Source organism: Nocardioides sp. SRI_004 (genome assembly GCF_057586415.1).
Genome location: NZ_JBYCZV010000006.1, coordinates 278,926 through 295,321 on the forward strand (window position 1 = coordinate 278,926; position 16,396 = coordinate 295,321).

Sequence of the window (16,396 nt, forward strand, 5' to 3'; positions counted from 1 at the left end):
GCGAACCGCCCGCTGCGCCGACAGTGAAGGGAGCGAACCTTGGTTCAAGCGCGGCGTGGCCGTCGTGAGCCGGTCGCGTTCGCGCCGTGATGTCGCAGCGCGCCCCAGAGCAGGCCCGCGGAGGCGACCTGTGCCAGCGCTACCAGGGCGATGAGAAGGATGTGGTGATGGGTGTAGAGGCCGCCCGCCAGCGTCCCTCCAGTGAGGGCGGCAACGCCCTGGAATGCAGCGAAGGCGCCGTATGCGGTGGCGAGTCGGCGTTGGGGGACCAGGTCGGCCACCAGTGCCTTGACTGTTGAGTCTTGGACACCGGTTACGGCGCCCCAAATGAAGACGCCCAACAGCACCAGGACCCAAGTGTCGGACAGGGCGAGCGCAGGGATGGTGACGATGAAGGCCGGCAGCGTGAACAAGAGTGGGTGCACCCCAGCGGTCGTAGGCAAACCCGGTGACCAGAGCTGCAGCCGCCTCGGTCGCCATCGCCGCGGCGTAGAGAACCGGGACGATGGCTGGCGTTACCAGCCCAGCGTCGACAAGGTGGTAGGAGATGACCCCGAACGTCATCAACCCGAGTGTGCCAAGTGCGCAAGCGGCGGCGAAGGCGTAGAAGGGAACTGGCAGTGTGGTTGGCTCGGAGATGGTGCTGACATCGGCCGACGTGCTGCCGGACTCATCGTCGCGGTGAGGACCGGCGGACTGTGGCCCCGCGTCGTCTGTGTGACGCTTCAGGGACAACAACAACACTATGCACATCGCGCCGGGGATGGCCAGCACGGCTAGGCCGGGCCACTGGGCGCCGGCGAGGGCGATGACACCGGCGACCACTAGGGGACCGGCGACGGCACCAATCTGATCCAGGGCCTTGTGTACGGCGAATCCGCGTCCACGGCCCACCGAGACGGCTACGCGCGCGAGCAAGGCGGACTTCGACGGGCTACGAATGGCCTTGCCGGCGCGCTCGAGCAGGATGAGCGTGGCGGCCACGGCGAGACCGACGCTGCCGACGAACGGCGCAATCGCCAACAGGGGAACACAGACGGCAGTCATCGCGTACCCGAGAATGGTCAGCGACCAGTAGCGGCCGCTGCGGTCGGCGAGCGGCCCTGAGAACAACCGCAGGAAGAGCGCCATGGCCTCGCCTGCGCCGGTGATGAGCCCGACGAGCAGTGCTGAGGCTCCCAGGCTCCCTAGAAACGGCCCAGCGATCGATCGCATACCTTCGTAGACCATGTTGCCCGCGAGGCTGACTGCTCCGAACGCGACCACCGTCCGCCAGGGTGACCAGGCGCGCTGGCGAGATGGCGCCAATCCCGGCGTGGACGCGTTCGTTGACTCGGCGAGTCCCGAAGGCGGTCGACGGTCAGGCACGCGGCAAGCCTAGGCAGGGTTGCCTCGCTGAGGTGACTCCTCTCAGAGGACACCGTCAAAGATGAGGGCCCGCTGCCAGTAGCAGCGGGCCCGCGGGTGTGGGGACAACCGACGCCGAGCGCGCGGCCGAGGGGTTGCCTACTCGGTTTCGCCGGATTCGTCGGCGTCTTGGTGGCCGGGTTCGTTGGGGTTGGCGTCCGGGCCCTGGTCGGGACCGTCGTTGGTCTCCTCAACCTCCTCGCCCTCGTCGGCGCCGTCCGCGTCCTCGGAGCTCTCCTGTTCGCCGGACTCGTCGGCGTCTTGGTGGCCGGGTTCGTTCGGGTTGGCGTCCGGGCCCTGGTCGGGACCGTCGTTGGTCTCCTCAACCTCCTCGCCCTCGTCGGCGCCGTCCGCGTCCTCGGAGCTCTCCTGTTCGCCGGACTCGTCGGCGTCTTGGTGACCGGGCTCGTTGGGGTTGGCGTCCGGCCCCTGGTCGGGACCGTCGTTGGTCTCTTCGACCTCGGTCGCGTCGTCGACCTCGCCGTCGCCGTCGGAGTGCTGCAAGAGCGGAGCCGGCTCGTCGGTGGTGGCCTGCGCGGCGACTGCGCCGCCAATGCCGAGTGCGGCCAGGATCGCAGCGGTGCCGCCGATCGCGGCGTTGCGCTTCCGGTACTTCATGATGTCTCCTCGGTGGGTGGGTCGTCAGGTGCGAGCTTCGTAGTTCAGATTGCCTCGGGGTCGCTGTGAGGACGCTGAGGAATCCTGAGGGGCTCTCCGCACAGCAGGCGGAGGGTCGCGGCTGGCGAAGCAACCCGTGTGCAAGGTCGACTGAGGCGAGAAACATTCCAACCTGGCCGATCGCGCCGAGTCGTCCACAGTGTGTCGGGCGACGCGAGCGGATTGCGCGGAGGGCCCGCTCCTTCTGTGACGTCTAGGCTTCACAGGGTTTCCTCAGTTGCGACCCGCCAGGATGGGTGCCGACGGGGAAGGCTGGTGGACCATGCGAGTGCTGATGGTCGAGGACGAGGTGCGTCTCGCTGAGACAGTAAGCCGCGGTCTGATCGCCGAGGGTTTCGTGGTGGACATCGTTTATGACGGGGCTGAGGGACTCCAACAAGCGCAGTCAAGGCAGTACGACGTGATCATTCTCGACATCATGCTGCCTTCCTTGAATGGCTACGACGTGTGCCGGAGCCTCCGTGAGGCAGATGTCTGGACCCCAGTGTTGATGTTGACGGCCAAGGACGGGGAGTACGACCAGGTCGATGCCTTCGACCTGGGCGCCGACGACTACCTGACGAAACCGTTCGCCTTTGTCGTCCTGGTCGCCCGGCTCCGCGCGCTGATACGGCGCGGTGCACCCGAACGTCCCACAGCCTTGAGGGCGGGCGACCTCACACTTGACCCTGCAAGCCGGGCGGTTCGGCGCGGCGAGACCCACATCGACCTCACTCCGCGGGAGTTCGGGGTGTTGCACTTCCTGATGCGCCACCCCGGAGAAGTCGTATCCAAGCTGGAGATTCTCCAGGGCGTGTGGGACCTGAACTACGAAGGCGACGAGAACGTCGTCGAGGTGTACGTGGGATACCTGCGCCGAAAGATCGATCAGCCCTTCGGCCGACAATCGATCCGGACGGTCCGCGGCGTCGGCTACCGCCTGTCCGGGGCAGGGGGTTAACGATGCGAACAAGATTCCGTGGTGTTCGATGGCGGACCACAGTCGCGGCCACCCTGACCGTTGCGGTGTTCCTCGCCGTCGCCGCACTGGTCTTTGCCTTCGCACAGCGACAACAGCTGCAATCCTCCATCACCGAGGCCGCACAGGACCAAGCCACCGACATCGCCGCACAAGTCGCCCAGGACGGGGCCGGCGCCGATCTCGCCCTAGGTGCCGGGGACCAGTCCTTGGTACAGATCGTCGACGCAGACGGGAACGTGCTCGCCGCCAGCGCCACGGTGGAGGGAGAGCCCCCGGTCGTGGACACCCGGCCCGAACCGGGGGCTACGAGCACCGTCCGTTCACGTGATCTGCCGATCGGTGAGGGTGAGCAGTTCGTAGTCGTCGCCCGGGGAGTCTTGGGGCCTGATGGGCCCGTGGTGGTCCTGGTTGCAGAAAGCCTCGAACTGGTGGGGCAATCCACCGCGGTGGTGGTCAGCCTGTTGCTGATCGGCTATCCGGTGGTCCTGCTGGGCGTGGCTCTGACCTCGTACTGGCTTGCGGGCCGGGCTCTGGCTCCCGTCGAGGCCATCCGTACCAGGGTTGCGCAGGTCCAGGGAACCTCGGAGCTGGATGCTCGGGTGCCCGTGCCCGACGGCGACGACGAGATCGCTCGGCTTGCCGTCACTATGAATGCGATGCTCGAGCGGCTGCAGACCGGCAGCGACCGGCAGCGCCGATTCGTCGGGGACGCATCACACGAGCTGCGCAGCCCCCTGGCCACGATCAGGGCTGCCCACGAGATCGCGGCCCTGCACCCCGACAGCCGTGAGTGGAGTACCGTCAGCGGCGACGTGCTGGCCGAACTCGACCGTCTCGACCACCTGGTCGCGGATCTCTTGTTGCTGGCTCGTGCCGACGAGCACGGACTGAGGGTTCGATCTGTTGATGTCGACCTCGAAGACCTGCTCAGCCAAGAGGCGGACCGGCTCCGCCGGCTCGGACAGGTCACCGTCACAGTCGCGGCGCCTCCGGCGCGCATTCAGGGCGATCCTGCGCAACTGGCCCGGGCACTGCGCAACCTGGGCGACAACGCGTCACGGCACGCCGAGGGTCACGTCGACCTCCGACTGCAGATCCGCGACGCCGACGTCGCGGTCGTGGTTGAAGACGACGGGCCGGGAATTCCGGCGGCGGACCGCGAACGGGTCTTCGAGCGATTTGTGCGCCTGGATGAGAGCCGCACGCGCGCAAGTGGTGGCACCGGGCTCGGATTGGCGATCGCCCGAGAGATCGCCTCGGCGCACGGCGGAAGCCTCGCGGTGGAGGCTGGGACTCGCGGGGCCCGGTTCGTGCTGATGCTTCCCCACGAGCGGAGCGCGCCGCCGGTGGGGAGTGACGCAGGGTGATGGGGTCTGGGTCAGTGAGCCTCGCCGCGCTGCAGTGCCCACGCCTGATCACAACACCGGGGCCCCACATCAAGTCCTGACCGACCGACGTGCGGTCGTATGCCAAATAGTCGCGGTCGCCATCATTCGGATCAGGCCCCGGGCCTAGGGATTCCGATGAGGGATAGATGAGAGCCTCATCGCCCCCTCCTCCCTGGTTCCTAGGGTCGTGGTCACGAACAGTCAAAGCCCCGGGCGGGCGTCACCGCGCACAGTAGCGCCCGTAATGCTGGCGGCCGCCCTCACTGCCGTGGTGTTCCTGTCAACGGCCTGCGGAGGAAATGGAACCGGCACCAGCCCGCCGCCGGAGCCGACAACGCGGTCTACCTCCGATGAGTTGGCCGCCAGCCGCAACGCGCCGATCCCCGAATTCTCGCGGCCTACGGAGGTCAACAATCCCTACTTCCCGCTCACCGACCTGGGAGGTTACGAACTGGTCGGACGAGAGGACGGGAAGCGCTACAGGGCGCAAGTCGTAGTGCTGGACAGGGTCAAGACGATCAGCTGGGCCGGTGGCAAGACCGACGCACTTGTCGCCCGTCATCGGTCATATCTGAAGGGTGAGCTCATCGAGGTCGCGATGGACTACTACGCCCAAGGCGATGACGGCAGTGTGTGGTACTTCGGCGAGGACGTCACCTACTACGAGGACGGCCAGGTGACCAACCATGAAGGCTCTTGGCTTACCGGTCAGAACCATGCCCTGCCTGGCCTTCTGATCCCTGCTGACCCCAACGTGGGGCTGGTCTTCTGGTCCGAGGACGTCGCCGCGGAGGGAATCCAGGAACGCAACAAGATCATCGACATCGCCGCAAGCGTTGGTACCCCGAACGGCAGACGACATGACGGCTTGCTCATCCGGGCGTGGCAGGACGATGGCACTGTCGAAGAGAAGATCTACGTGCCCTCACTCGGCGTGGTGCACGAGGTTGGCCCTTCGAGCGAACTGCGGCTGCGGCCGTCAAACTGACCTCAGCACACAGACTGAACCGGACCGGGACTCACCGAGGTCGAGGCGGGTGCCGTCGCTTTCACTAGCAGCCGGTTGCTTCGGAGCCGTGGGACGATCTCCCCGCCGGGCTCGCGCGGATGCTTGTTGGTTTGAGCCCTGTCGTGCCGAGAGCCGCATCGAGGAGTAGACGGGACGCATGAAACTCAGGGTGGGCGTGTGTGAGGACGATGCCGCGCTGCGCCGTGTCCTACGACAAGCGCTTGTCGGTGCCGGCCACGACAGCGTGATGGCGCATTCGGGCCGCGAAGCTCTGGAATTGTTTGACCGTGGGGCCGGTCTCGATGTCATCGTCATGGACATCGGCCTACCCGATGCCGATGGCAGGGACGTGTGTCAGGCGCTGAAGTCGGCGGGGCAAGAAGCGCCTGTTCTCTTTTTGTCGGCACTCGGTGCCACCCACGAGCGGTTGGCAGGATTCAACTCGGGCGGAGACGACTACGTCGCCAAGCCGTTCGAGGTCAAGGAGCTGCTCGCGCGGGTCGGGGTCCTCGGACGCCGGGGGCGTCAGCTCGCGACCCAGGCGAACGACTCCGGTGTGGTGTTGGACCCCACCACCCACACCCTCCGCACGCAGGCGGGCGAGGTGCTCCTCTCGCCGACGGAGTTCCGGATGCTCGCGGCAATCACGGCGCGATCTGGAGAGGTCGTCCGACGTCACGCCGTTATTGCCGCCGCCTGGCCCGACGGTGCCATCGTCAGCGACAACACGGTCGATACGCTGATGCGACGACTGCGCGCCAAGCTCTCCGAGGTCGAGTCGCCAGTAGCGATCCAGACAGTGCGGGGCGTCGGATTCCGACTACGCCACCTTGCTCTCGACGACGAAAGCTGAGTGGGTCCCGATGCGCCCCTTCGACTCTCACGGCTCGTTCCGCACTCAGCTCGTGGTACTGACGTCTCTGGTGACGGCCGTCGGCGTCATCGTGTTGACAGTCGTGGTCCAGATCGTCTTGGCCCGCACGACCGATCACAGCCTCGACACCGTGCTCGAGGACCGCACCGAGACGGTCATCAGCTCGATCTCGAAGGACCCAGCGGGCAACCTCGTGGTGCCCGATGATCGGTTGGACGCAGGGGTAGCTGTCTATGGCGCGGATGGTCGGCTCGCGGCTGGGAGCATTCCGCGGTCCGAGCGCAGCATCTACGCCGACCTGTCCACCACACCGAACAGAACAACTGTCGACTACACCGGTTCGGACGAGAGCAGGGTTCTGGCCGAGCCGTTCACGACAGACGACGGAGCCACTGGCGTAGTCGTTGTCACCGAACGTCTCGCGCCGTACGAGACCGCCGAGCAACGGGCGCTCCTGGTGTGCATCGGAGCCGGCCTGCTCATGATCGGGATGGCCGCAGGTCTCGTCCAATGGATCAGCCGTCGTGCGCTTGTGCCGGTAGCCCAGATGACCCGCTCGGCCGACGATTGGAGCGAACACGACCTCACCCATCGCTTCAATCCCGGCCCCGGCCGGAACGAGATCGCCGCGCTGGGGCGCACCTTGGACCGGCTCCTCGAAAGAGTCGCCACCGCCATCCGTTCCGAGCAACGCCTCACCGCCGAGCTCGCCCATGAACTGCGCACACCGCTGACGGCCATTCAGGCCAACGCCGACCTCGCGTTGATCCAGGACGAACTGCCAGACGCCGTGCGGGACGGGCTCATCGAGATCGCCGATGCGTCGCGCAGGATGAGCGGCACCATCGAGGGCCTCCTGGAGCTCGCCCGGACGGAGACCAGCCAAGCGCTGTCGGGGTCGTGCAGCCTGCGTGACGCTGTTGTCCAGTCCCTCGGGCCGCTTGACCCCACCGGTGTCAGCGTCAACGTCGACCCGATCGTTCGGGTGCTGCTTCCCGAGGCGCTCGCTGTGCGGGCGATTGCGCCGGTCGTAGCTAACGCTGCCCGGCTCGCTGACCACGTTGTCGTCTCCTCGGAAGGCTCGCGCGCCGGCTACGTCGACCTCTACATCGACGACGACGGGCCAGGTATCCCCGTCGACCAGCAGGAGCTGATCTTCGAACCGGGCCAAACCACTGGTCCGGGGGCGGGGCTCGGTCTGGCACTGTCTCGCCGGGTGGCGCGCAGCATGGGTGGCGAGGTACGCGTCACCGATGGCCCGATGGCGACCCGGTTCGTGGTGACCCTCCCCACCACGTAGCGGTCATGAGCGCCACGCCGCGGTCAATCGCGATGTTCAGGTTCGTGTCAGGCGACCCGCCCGATGCTGTCTCAATGTCCTGGATCCCGACGGCCGAATCCCACCCGCGCGCCCGGCAGATGCTCAACAAGGTGCCCGAGGTCACTTTGTGGTTCTGGGTGATCAAGATCCTGTGCACCACGGTGGGCGAGAGCTTCGCCGACTACATCAACATGACCGTCGGTGTCGGCCTCGTGCCGACCTCGATCATCTTCACCGTCGCCTTCGTCGTCATCCTGACCGTCCAAATGCGGCTCCAGCGCTACGTGCCGGCCATCTACTGGCTCACCGTCGTCGTGGTCAGCGTGACGGGGACGCTCTACACCGACATCCTCACCGACAAATATTCCGTGCCCCTCTGGATCAGCACCACGGTGTTCTCGGCACTCCTCGCGGTGGTCTTCGGCATCTGGTACGCCCGCGAGCGGACGCTCTCGATCCACAGCATCGTGACGACGCCGCGCGAATCGTTCTACTGGCTCGCTGTCTTGGTCACTTTCGCACTCGGTACCGCGACCGGTGACTGGACCCTCGAGCTCACCGGATGGGGTCCCGGAAAGTCGGTCCTGTTGCCCCTCGGACTCATCGCCATCATCACCCTGCTGTGGCGCTATGGCGCCAACCCGGTCCTCAGCTTCTGGCTCGCCTACATCCTGACCCGCCCGCTGGGCGCCAACATCGGCGACTGGTTCGTCACCCCGACCACCGAGAAGGGTCTCGGCCTCGGCACCTTCGTCACCAGCCTGATCTTCCTCGCTGCGATCCTGGCCACCGTTGTCTACCTGACCGTCTCCCGGGCCGACGTGATCGAGCGACAAGGCGCGCACACCGACGACGGGCCGAGGACCCCGGGGCCCGGCGACCAGCGTCGTGAGCGGATCTCGCTCGGTGCATTCGGCGCGGTGGCCCTGGGCACCGTCGCGCTGCTGGCCTACGCCAACAGCCAGCCACACGTGAGCGCGCTCGACGAGGAGGAGGGCGGGGCACCGTCCTGCTCCGGCGACCCGTCGTCGCTCAGCGCCGACGACGCCCGGCAGCGCACCGCCGACGCCTTCCCCTCCGACGACGTCAGCGGCTTCCTCTCGATCTCCGAGGACACGCTGACCCTGGTCCGGTCCGACGACCAGTCCGGTGCGGCGTCGCGGATCACCGATCTTGAAACCGCTTGGGACGACGCCGAGTCACGGCTCGTGGCCAAGGACTGCGTGACCTGGACCTACCTCGACCAGGAGATCGACGCGGCGCTCAGCGCGGTGCGCGCGTCGAGTCCAGACCAGCAGTCCGAGACCGATGCTCTCACCGCGCTGGTCTCGACGCTGGGCGGTTCCGCTTGACGCCTCACTCGACACCTCGCCGTACCGTTTGGATCGCTGCGGGACTGTCGGCGACTGTTGCCCTCGTCGCGCTCACTATCGCGGTGCAGTCGGGCAACACCACCGGTCTCGACGCAGTCGGTCGGGACGCAACCTCTTGGTCACGCGCGCACGACCTCACCGCGTTCCTGCGCTGGGTCGAAGTCGCCTTCGCCCAGCCGTACATGTCGATCTACGTCGGCTTGCTGGTCGTGGTGCTGCTGTGGTTACGAGAGCCGCGCACGGCGGTCCTCGTCTTGCTGGCAAATACGGTCACGCCCCTGGCCACCACCGCGCTGAAAGCGCAGATCGGACGCGATCGACCCGAGTGGCAAGCAGCCGACCACGCTCTGAGCAGCCCGGCCTTCCCCTCCGGACACGCATCCTCTGGGACCGTGCTCCTGGGCTCGATCATCCTGACGGTTTTCGCATTGTCGTGGTCGCGCCAATGGCATGTCGCGGTGCGAATTTCGGTGACTGCCCTCGGAATCAGTCTGGTTGCGCTCGTCTGCGCCGACAGAGTCCTGCTTGGTCGGCACTATCCCAGTGACGTCCTCGGTGGGATGCTGCTAGGCCTACTCATACTGGCGGCCGCGGCGGCTGCCAACACCATCCCCTCGGACAGCCCAACACCAACCGATCCTGCGCACAGAACGCCGTCCAGCCCCTGACCCACGGCGCGAGGTCTACAAGTCAGTCATCTCGGCAAGGTGACGCGCACGACGGTGCGCTCGAACTCACGCGAGATCCCGATCTCGCCGCCGTGTGCGCGGACTATCTCCTCGACGATCGAAAGCCCGAGCCCAACGGAACCGTGACTTGCCGCGAACCGCTCGAACGGTCGCTCCTCGGCGAACCCCGGTCCGGCGTCGCTCACCTCCAAGACCGCTGTGATGCCTCCGACGACGCGGACTTCGACGTCTCCGGAGCCGTGCCGCAGCGCGTTGTCGACCAGATTGGACACCACGCGGCGCAGTTGATCCGGATCCCCGCTCACCAGCACCTCACGGCCACCGCTCGTCGACACCGAGCGGGTCGCGGCTTCTGCGAGCGAGCCGAACCGGTGTACGACGTCCGCGGCAAGCTCGGCGAGGTCGACCACTTCTGCGTTCACCTGAAGGTGGCCGGCATCGGCTCCCGCGAGCAGAAGTAGGTTCTCGCTGAGCGCGATGAGGCGGCGTACCTCCTGCTCGGCCGAGTGCAGCGCGTCGAGGAGCTCGTCGTGGGTTCGAGGGCTGGCCAGGGCGAGCTCCACCTCGGTGAGGAGCAGCGCTAGCGGTGTGCGCAGTTCGTGACTGGCGTCGGCTGCGAACCGCCGTTCGCGGTCGAGACCCTCGTCCAGTCGGCTGAGCATGGCGTTGAGTGTGATCGCCAGCCTGCGTAGCTCGGCGGTGGAGGGCACCGGCAGTCGTTCTCCGGCGCTGCGTGCGGAGATGGTGGCGGCGCGTGCCCGCATCCGCTCGATCGGACGGAGCCCGAATCCGGCGACGAGGTAGCCGAGGGCGCCGGCGAGAACCAGCGCCACCGGCCCGCTGAACAAGAGTTGGGTGCGTACGGCCTGGGTCGCGTCGTCGGCATCCTCGCGGCCGATCGAAATGGCTAGCACCTGGTCGCCGATGGTCCGCACGAGGATGATCGAGAGCTCGTCCTCGGTCCTGGAGTCCGGCGCTTCACCGTCGCTGCTTCTCGCATCGTCGTGGTCGTCTGCCTCCATGACGTGGCCGTCGGCGTACCCGTCGTCGGCCGCGGCAGGGTCGACCACCCGGCCGCGGATCCCAGGCGAGGACGCAACCACGGTGCCCCCGCCGGATAGCAGCTGGCCGTGGATCTCGCCGGCGAGCCGTTCTACGGCTTGCGGCCGCTCGTTCGGTGGTACGGCGACTAGCCGGTCCATCTCGGTCTCCAGCTGGTCGCGGAGTCCCTCCTCGAGGGTGTCCTGGACCCGCGCCTGGACAAACAGCCCGATGGCGAGCATCGCGAGCGCGGTCGTGAGGAGGAAAGCGATCGCTACCCGGGCACGCAGGGACCACGACACGCTAGGCATCCGCGCCTGCGGTCAGCCGGTAACCAATGCCGCGGACGGTGCGGAGTGATTCGACACCGAACGGGCGGTCAATCTTCTCCCGTAGGTACCGAACGTAGACATCAACGACGTTCGAGGAAGTGTCATGGGTGACGCCCCAAGCGTGCGCCAACAGCTGATCGCGACTCAAGACCTGCTCGGGACGGCGCATCAGTACCTCAAGCAGGGCCAGCTCCCGGGCCGACAGCTCGATCTCGACCTCGTCACGCCACACCCGGTGGGAAGCCGGGTCGAGCCGTAGATCGCCGACCTCGAGCACGGTCGGTCGCGGTACAGGTCCACGGCGGGCCAGCGCGCGAATCCGGGCCAGCAGCTCCTCGAAAGCGAACGGCTTGCCGAGGTAGTCGTCGGCACCACTATCCAGGCCGGTGATGCGGTCGGCGACAGCGGTTCGCGCGGTCAGCATCAGGACGGGCGTCCACACGTGCCCTTGGCGGAGTCGGCGACAGACGTCGAAGCCACTCATGTCCGGGAGCTGTACGTCGAGGAGGACCACGTCGTACCCCGACTCCGTCGCCGCTTCCAGCGCCGCCTCCCCAGTTCCGGCGATAGTGACGAGGTCGCCGCGCTCGGTCAGCCCACGGGCAACGAGCCGCGCCAACTTCGGCTCGTCCTCCACCATCAACACCCGCACCAATCCACTCTAGGGACGCTGATGAGGCCCGGATGACACCCTCATCGCGCTCTCATCTCGCCCACGATGAAACCCTGATGAGATCTTGGTCGCGAAGACCGCAATCGGACATAGCGTGGTCGACATGAACATTCGATCCCTGAACAAAAAGACCAAGATCGCGATTGCTGCCGGTGCGGCTGTCCTGCTGGCTGGTGGCATTGCTGGCACGGCTGTTGCCGGTTCCGCGGATGACGACGCGACCGACCGCCCGATCCCGGCGGCCGACCTCGAGCAGGCCTCCGAAGCAGCCCTCGCCGAGACTGGCGGCGGCAAGGTGACCGAGACAGAGGTCGACGACGAGGAGAGCAAGTACGAGGTCGAGGTGACACTCGACGATGGCAGCCAGGTCGACGTGCAGCTCGACGAGGACTTCAACGTCGTCGGCACCAAGACCGAGGACGCTGAGAACGGCGACGACTGACCCTTCGCGTCGATCGCACTTCCCCCAGCCCCGCCGCGGGCGCAGCGCTATGGAGCGCGCTGCCTCCGCTGCGGGGTTCGCGTCGTCCATAACAAGTGAGTCGGTCAAAGCGCGATGAGGCGCCCGGCAGTCTCGGCGCGTCGCGGATGCCCGGGTCTGTCGAAATCGCGAATGCCGCGTCCCATCGGGGCGGGCCGGCCCGCGAGCTCCAGACGGCAAGCGCAACCCCATCAATGTGGCGTCGGCGGAGGAGTCTGGTGGCTCAAAGGCGAGAACCCCGACCGGGAGCCGGGGTTCGCCTGCTCGGAAGTCTGAGTTCGAGCTCTACGTGCACAAGTGCTATATGTCGTAGTACAGCTCGAACTCGTGCGGGTGCGGCCGCAGTTGCACCGGCGCGATCTCGTTCGCCCGCTTGTAATCCACCCAGGTCTCGATGAGGTCGGGGGTGAACACGTTGCCGACGGTGAGGAAGTCGTGGTCGGCCTCCAGCGCGTCGAGCACGGCACCGAGCGAGGTCGGCACCTGGGCGATCTCGGCCATCTCGTCCGGCGGGAGCTCGTAGATGTCCTTGTCGATCGGGGCGGCCGGCTCGGTCTTGTTCTGGATGCCGTCGAGGCCGGCGAGCATCAGGGCCGAGAAGGCGAGGTAGGGGTTCGCCGACGGGTCGGGGAAGCGGGTCTCGATGCGCTTGGCCTTCGGGTTGGTGCCCGTGATCGGGATCCGGACCGAGGCGGAGCGGTTGCGCGAGGAGTAGACCAGCGAGATCGGGGCCTCGTAGCCCGGCACCAGGCGGTGGTACGAGTTCACCGTCGGGTTGGTGAACGCGAGCAGCGCGGGGGCGTGCTGGAGGATGCCGCCGATGTACCAGCGGGCGAGGTCCGACAGGCCGCCGTACCCGGTCTCGTCGTAGAACAGCGGCGAGCCGTCCTTCCACAGCGACTGGTGGACGTGCATGCCGGAGCCGTTGTCACCGAAGATCGGCTTCGGCATGAAGGTGACCGACTTGCCCTGCTCCCAGGCGGTGTTCTTGATGAGGTACTTGAACTTCATCACGTCGTCCGCGGCCTTGAGCAGCGTGTCGAACTTGTAGTTGATCTCGGCCTGGCCGGCGGTGCCGACCTCGTGGTGGGCCCGCTCGACCTGCAGGCCGCACGCCTCGAGGTTCTTGACCATGTCGGCGCGCAGGTCGCTGTAGTGGTCGTACGGCTCGACGGGGAAGTAGCCACCCTTGAGCCGGGTCTTGTAGCCCTTGTTGTCCTCGTCGGCCTTGCCGGAGTTCCACCAGCCCTCGACGGAGTCGATGTGGTAGTAACCCTCGTTGACGCCGGTGGAGTAGCGGACGTTGTCGAAGATGTAGAACTCCGCCTCGGGGGCGAAGAAGGCGGTGTCCGCGATGCCCGTGCTCGAGAGGTACGCCAGCGCCTTCTTCGCGATGTTGCGCGGGTCGCGGGAGTAGGCCTCACCGGTGATCGGGTCGTGGATGAAGAAGTTGACGTTGAGCGTCTTCGACTTGCGGAACGGGTCGATGTAGGCCGTCGTCGGGTCGGGGTAGAGCTGCATGTCCGACTCGTTGATGGCCTGGAAGCCGCGGATCGAGGAGCCGTCGAAGCCCAGGCCGTCGTCGAAGACGGACTGGTCGAAGGACGAGACCGGCACGGTGAAGTGCTGCATGATGCCGGGCAGGTCGCAGAAGCGGACGTCGACCATCTCGACGCCCTCGTCCTTGATGAACTTGAGCAGCTCTTCGCTGTTGTTGAACATTCGTTCCTCCTTGGCTGCGCCTGTCGGAGCGAGCCATTCGGTCAGCTGGTGACGGTTGGGGCCGGCGGCGCTCCCTCGCGTCGCTTCTCCTGCGTGCAACCTACCGAACAGGCAGTTTCCCGGCCGTCACTGATGTGTTTCCGCCATGTAACAAGATGCCCGACGACCAGCAGCCGGGCGCCCGCATCGCGGGCACCCGGCTGGCCGGATCGAACGGCGGATCAGCGGATGAAGAGCATCTCCTGGTACGTCGGCAGCGGCCACAGGTCGTCGGCGATGAACGTCTCGATCTCGTCCGCCGCCTCGCGGATCTGCAGCATGGCCGGCAGCACCGCGTCGCGGTAGTACGCCGCCTCGGCGAGGCCCTCGTGGCCCTCGTCGCCGGCCTTCGCGGCGTCGAGCGCGGCGATGCCCGCCCGCAGCGCGGCGACCAGCTCGGTGACCTTGAGCAGGTCGGTCGTGTCGGCCTCGACGCCGGCGGCCTTGAGGGCGGCGACGTTGGAGGCGAGCTCGGTCTGGTAGCGGACCGCGGCCGGGAGGATCGTGGTCTTGGCGATCTCGCCGGTCAGGTTCGCCTCGACGTTGATCGTCATGACGTACTGCTCGACACCGACCTCGAAGCGCGACTCGAGCTCGGCCTCGCTGAAGACGCCGTACGTCGAGAACAGCTTCTTCGACTCGGGGGAGATGTACTCCGGGAGCGCGTCGACCGTCGTACGGAGGTTCTTGAGGCCACGGACCTCGGCCTCCGCGTGCCACTCCTCGGAGTAGCCGTTGCCGTTGAAGACGACCGTTCCGTGCTGTTCCATGACCTTCGCCAGCACCGACTGGACAGCGGCGTTGAACTCGGCGCCACCGGCGACGGCGGCCTCCAGCTCGGTCGCGATGTAGTCGAGGGCCTCGGCCATGATCGTGTTGATGACGACCATCGGGGCGGCGACGGTCTGGTTCGAGCCCGCGGCGCGGAACTCGAAGCGGTTGCCGGTGAAGGCCATCGGCGAGGTGCGGTTGCGGTCGCCGGCGTCCTTGGTCAGGTCGGGCAGGGTGTCGACGCCCACGGAGAGGACGCCCTTCTGCTTCGACGAGGTCGCGCCACCCTTGGCGATCTGCTCGAAGACGTCCTGCAGCTGGTCGCCGAGGAAGATCGAGATGATCGCCGGGGGAGCCTCGTTGGCGCCCAGGCGGTGGTCGTTGCCGGCCGACGCGATCGACAGGCGCAGCAGGCCGCCGTACAGGTGGACCGCGCGGATGACGGCGGCGCAGAAGACGAGGAACTGCGCGTTGTCGTGCGGGTTGTCACCCGGGTTGAGGAAGTTGCCCTGGTTGCCGTTGCCGAACGAGAAGTTCACGTGCTTGCCCGAGCCGTTGACGCCCGCGAACGGCTTCTCGTGGAAGAGGCACTCGAAGCCGTGGGTCTTCGCGATCGACTTGAAGGTCGACATGATCAGCTGCTGGTGGTCCGAGGCGAGGTTGGCGCGCTCGAAGACCGGGGCGATCTCGAACTGGCCGGGGGCGACCTCGTTGTGGCGGGTCTTCGCCGGGACGCCGAGCTTGAAGAGCGCCCGCTCGGTGTCGTGCATGAAGCCCAGGACGCGCTCGGGGATGGCGCCGAAGTAGTGGTCGTCGAACTCCTGGCCCTTCGGCGGCTTGGCGCCGAACAGCGTGCGGCCCGCGTTGAGCAGGTCGGGGCGCGAGTTCACGAACGAGGTGTCGACCAGGAAGTACTCCTGCTCCGGGCCGCAGTAGGACACGACGTTGTCGATGTCCTCGTGGCCGAAGAGCGCCAGGACGCGCTTGGCCTGCTCCGACATGGCGTGCTGCGAGCGCAGCAGCGGGGTCTTGTGGTCGAGCGCCTCACCGGTCATCGAGACGAAGATCGTCGGGATGCACAGGGTGTTGCCGTTGGGGTTCTCGAGGATGTACGCCGGCGACTGGACGTCCCAGCCGGTGTAGCCGCGCGCCTCGAAGGTCGCCCGGATGCCGCCGTTGGGGAAGGAGCTGGCGTCGGGCTCGCCCTGGACCAGCGTCTTGCCGGAGAACTCCCAGACCGCCGTACCGTCGCCCACGGGCTCCATGAACGAGTCGTGCTTCTCGGCGGTGAGGCCGGTCAGCGGGTAGAAGACGTGCGCGTAGTGCGTCACGCCGCGCTCCATCGCCCAGTCCTTCATCGCCGAGGCGACGATGTCGGCGACGGCGGGGTCGAGCTTCTCGCCCTTCTGGATGGTCGCGGCGACCGACTTGAACACCGACTTGGGGAGACGCTTCTGCATCACTGCGAGCGAGAAGACGTTCTCGCCGTAGATGGCGCCCGTCTTCTCCGCCGCGTCGAAGAACGCCGCCGGCGCCTCGTTGGCCTCGATGTCGCGGATCGCGCCCAGGCGGGTCGGGTTCGCAGTCATGGTGAAACTCCTGGTGTTCGTGGCAGGGGTGGTCGCGCCAGCGACCTA

Annotated in this window: 14 protein-coding genes and 1 pseudogene; 8 read left to right on the forward strand and 7 right to left on the reverse strand. The window is 66.8% G+C overall.

Annotated features, from left to right (window positions below):
- Nucleotides 1–44: 44 nt before the first annotated feature.
- From AC2YHB_RS10855 to AC2YHB_RS10865, 3 genes and pseudogenes are all read right to left on the reverse strand, one after another.
- Nucleotides 45–413 (reverse strand): MFS transporter, encoded by a 369-nt coding sequence (locus tag AC2YHB_RS10855; protein ID WP_487353877.1) that lies wholly within the window; start codon nt 411–413, stop codon nt 45–47.
- A gap of 64 nt (nt 414–477) precedes the next feature.
- Nucleotides 478–1,230 (reverse strand): annotated as a pseudogene (locus AC2YHB_RS10860) (MFS transporter); the annotation flags it as partial.
- 276 nt (nt 1,231–1,506) lie between these two features.
- Complete coding sequence (locus AC2YHB_RS10865) at nt 1,507–2,025, reverse strand: hypothetical protein (protein ID WP_487353878.1); 519 nt, start codon at nt 2,023–2,025, stop codon at nt 1,507–1,509.
- Between the two features lie 322 nt (nt 2,026–2,347).
- Between AC2YHB_RS10865 and AC2YHB_RS10870 the strand changes: the two genes are divergently transcribed.
- From AC2YHB_RS10870 to AC2YHB_RS10900, 7 genes are all read left to right on the forward strand, one after another.
- Nucleotides 2,348–3,025: a response regulator transcription factor gene (locus AC2YHB_RS10870; RefSeq protein ID WP_487353879.1), complete on the forward strand. Its 678-nt coding sequence runs from the start codon at nt 2,348–2,350 to the stop codon at nt 3,023–3,025.
- 65 nt (nt 3,026–3,090) lie between these two features.
- On the forward strand, nt 3,091–4,413 hold the full coding sequence (locus AC2YHB_RS10875) for a sensor histidine kinase (protein WP_487353880.1): 1,323 nt from the start codon (nt 3,091–3,093) through the stop codon (nt 4,411–4,413).
- A gap of 265 nt (nt 4,414–4,678) precedes the next feature.
- Entirely contained in the window at nt 4,679–5,422 is a 744-nt protein-coding gene (locus AC2YHB_RS10880) for a hypothetical protein (protein WP_487353881.1), read from the forward strand.
- Nucleotides 5,423–5,600: 178 nt separating this feature from the next.
- Entirely contained in the window at nt 5,601–6,296 is a 696-nt protein-coding gene (locus tag AC2YHB_RS10885) for a response regulator transcription factor (RefSeq protein WP_487353882.1), read from the forward strand.
- 10 nt (nt 6,297–6,306) lie between these two features.
- Nucleotides 6,307–7,617, forward strand: a complete 1,311-nt coding sequence (locus AC2YHB_RS10890; RefSeq protein WP_487353883.1) for a sensor histidine kinase — start codon at nt 6,307–6,309, stop codon at nt 7,615–7,617.
- Nucleotides 7,618–7,691: 74 nt separating this feature from the next.
- Entirely contained in the window at nt 7,692–8,990 is a 1,299-nt protein-coding gene (locus AC2YHB_RS10895; protein ID WP_487353884.1) for a COG4705 family protein, read from the forward strand.
- A gap of 83 nt (nt 8,991–9,073) precedes the next feature.
- Nucleotides 9,074–9,679, forward strand: a complete 606-nt coding sequence (locus tag AC2YHB_RS10900; protein ID WP_487353885.1) for a phosphatase PAP2 family protein — start codon at nt 9,074–9,076, stop codon at nt 9,677–9,679.
- Between the two features lie 26 nt (nt 9,680–9,705).
- On the opposite strand, the gene AC2YHB_RS10905 is transcribed toward AC2YHB_RS10900, so the two are convergent.
- Nucleotides 9,706–11,043, reverse strand: a complete 1,338-nt coding sequence (locus AC2YHB_RS10905) for an ATP-binding protein (protein WP_487353886.1) — start codon at nt 11,041–11,043, stop codon at nt 9,706–9,708.
- Between the two features lies 1 nt (nt 11,044).
- A complete protein-coding gene (locus AC2YHB_RS10910; protein ID WP_487353887.1) occupies nt 11,045–11,725 on the reverse strand; it encodes a response regulator transcription factor in 681 nt (226 codons plus the stop codon).
- A 124-nt stretch (nt 11,726–11,849) separates the two neighbouring features.
- On the opposite strand from AC2YHB_RS10910, the gene AC2YHB_RS10915 reads away from it, so the two are divergent.
- Nucleotides 11,850–12,188: a PepSY domain-containing protein gene (locus AC2YHB_RS10915; protein WP_487353891.1), complete on the forward strand. Its 339-nt coding sequence runs from the start codon at nt 11,850–11,852 to the stop codon at nt 12,186–12,188.
- Nucleotides 12,189–12,527: 339 nt separating this feature from the next.
- On the opposite strand, the gene glnA is transcribed toward AC2YHB_RS10915, so the two are convergent.
- Together glnA and AC2YHB_RS10925 are read right to left on the reverse strand one after the other, a co-directional pair.
- Nucleotides 12,528–13,949, reverse strand: coding sequence for a type I glutamate--ammonia ligase (glnA, locus tag AC2YHB_RS10920; RefSeq protein ID WP_036544810.1), 1,422 nt, complete (start codon nt 13,947–13,949; stop codon nt 12,528–12,530).
- A gap of 221 nt (nt 13,950–14,170) precedes the next feature.
- Nucleotides 14,171–16,348: a glutamine synthetase III family protein gene (locus AC2YHB_RS10925; RefSeq protein WP_179651818.1), complete on the reverse strand. Its 2,178-nt coding sequence runs from the start codon at nt 16,346–16,348 to the stop codon at nt 14,171–14,173.
- Between the last annotated feature and the right edge of the window lie 48 nt (nt 16,349–16,396).

Coding starts and splice junctions, on each gene's coding strand:
- AC2YHB_RS10865 (WP_487353878.1), bottom strand. CDS start 2,025: ATGAAGTACCGGAAGCGCAACGCCGCGATCGGCGGCACCGCTGCGATC.
- AC2YHB_RS10870 (WP_487353879.1), top strand. CDS start 2,348: ATGCGAGTGCTGATGGTCGAGGACGAGGTGCGTCTCGCTGAGACAGTA.
- AC2YHB_RS10880 (WP_487353881.1), top strand. CDS start 4,679: ATGCTGGCGGCCGCCCTCACTGCCGTGGTGTTCCTGTCAACGGCCTGC.
- AC2YHB_RS10885 (WP_487353882.1), top strand. CDS start 5,601: ATGAAACTCAGGGTGGGCGTGTGTGAGGACGATGCCGCGCTGCGCCGT.
- AC2YHB_RS10890 (WP_487353883.1), top strand. CDS start 6,307: ATGCGCCCCTTCGACTCTCACGGCTCGTTCCGCACTCAGCTCGTGGTA.
- AC2YHB_RS10895 (WP_487353884.1), top strand. CDS start 7,692: ATGTCCTGGATCCCGACGGCCGAATCCCACCCGCGCGCCCGGCAGATG.
- AC2YHB_RS10915 (WP_487353891.1), top strand. CDS start 11,850: ATGAACATTCGATCCCTGAACAAAAAGACCAAGATCGCGATTGCTGCC.
- glnA (WP_036544810.1), bottom strand. CDS start 13,949: ATGTTCAACAACAGCGAAGAGCTGCTCAAGTTCATCAAGGACGAGGGC.
- AC2YHB_RS10925 (WP_179651818.1), bottom strand. CDS start 16,348: ATGACTGCGAACCCGACCCGCCTGGGCGCGATCCGCGACATCGAGGCC.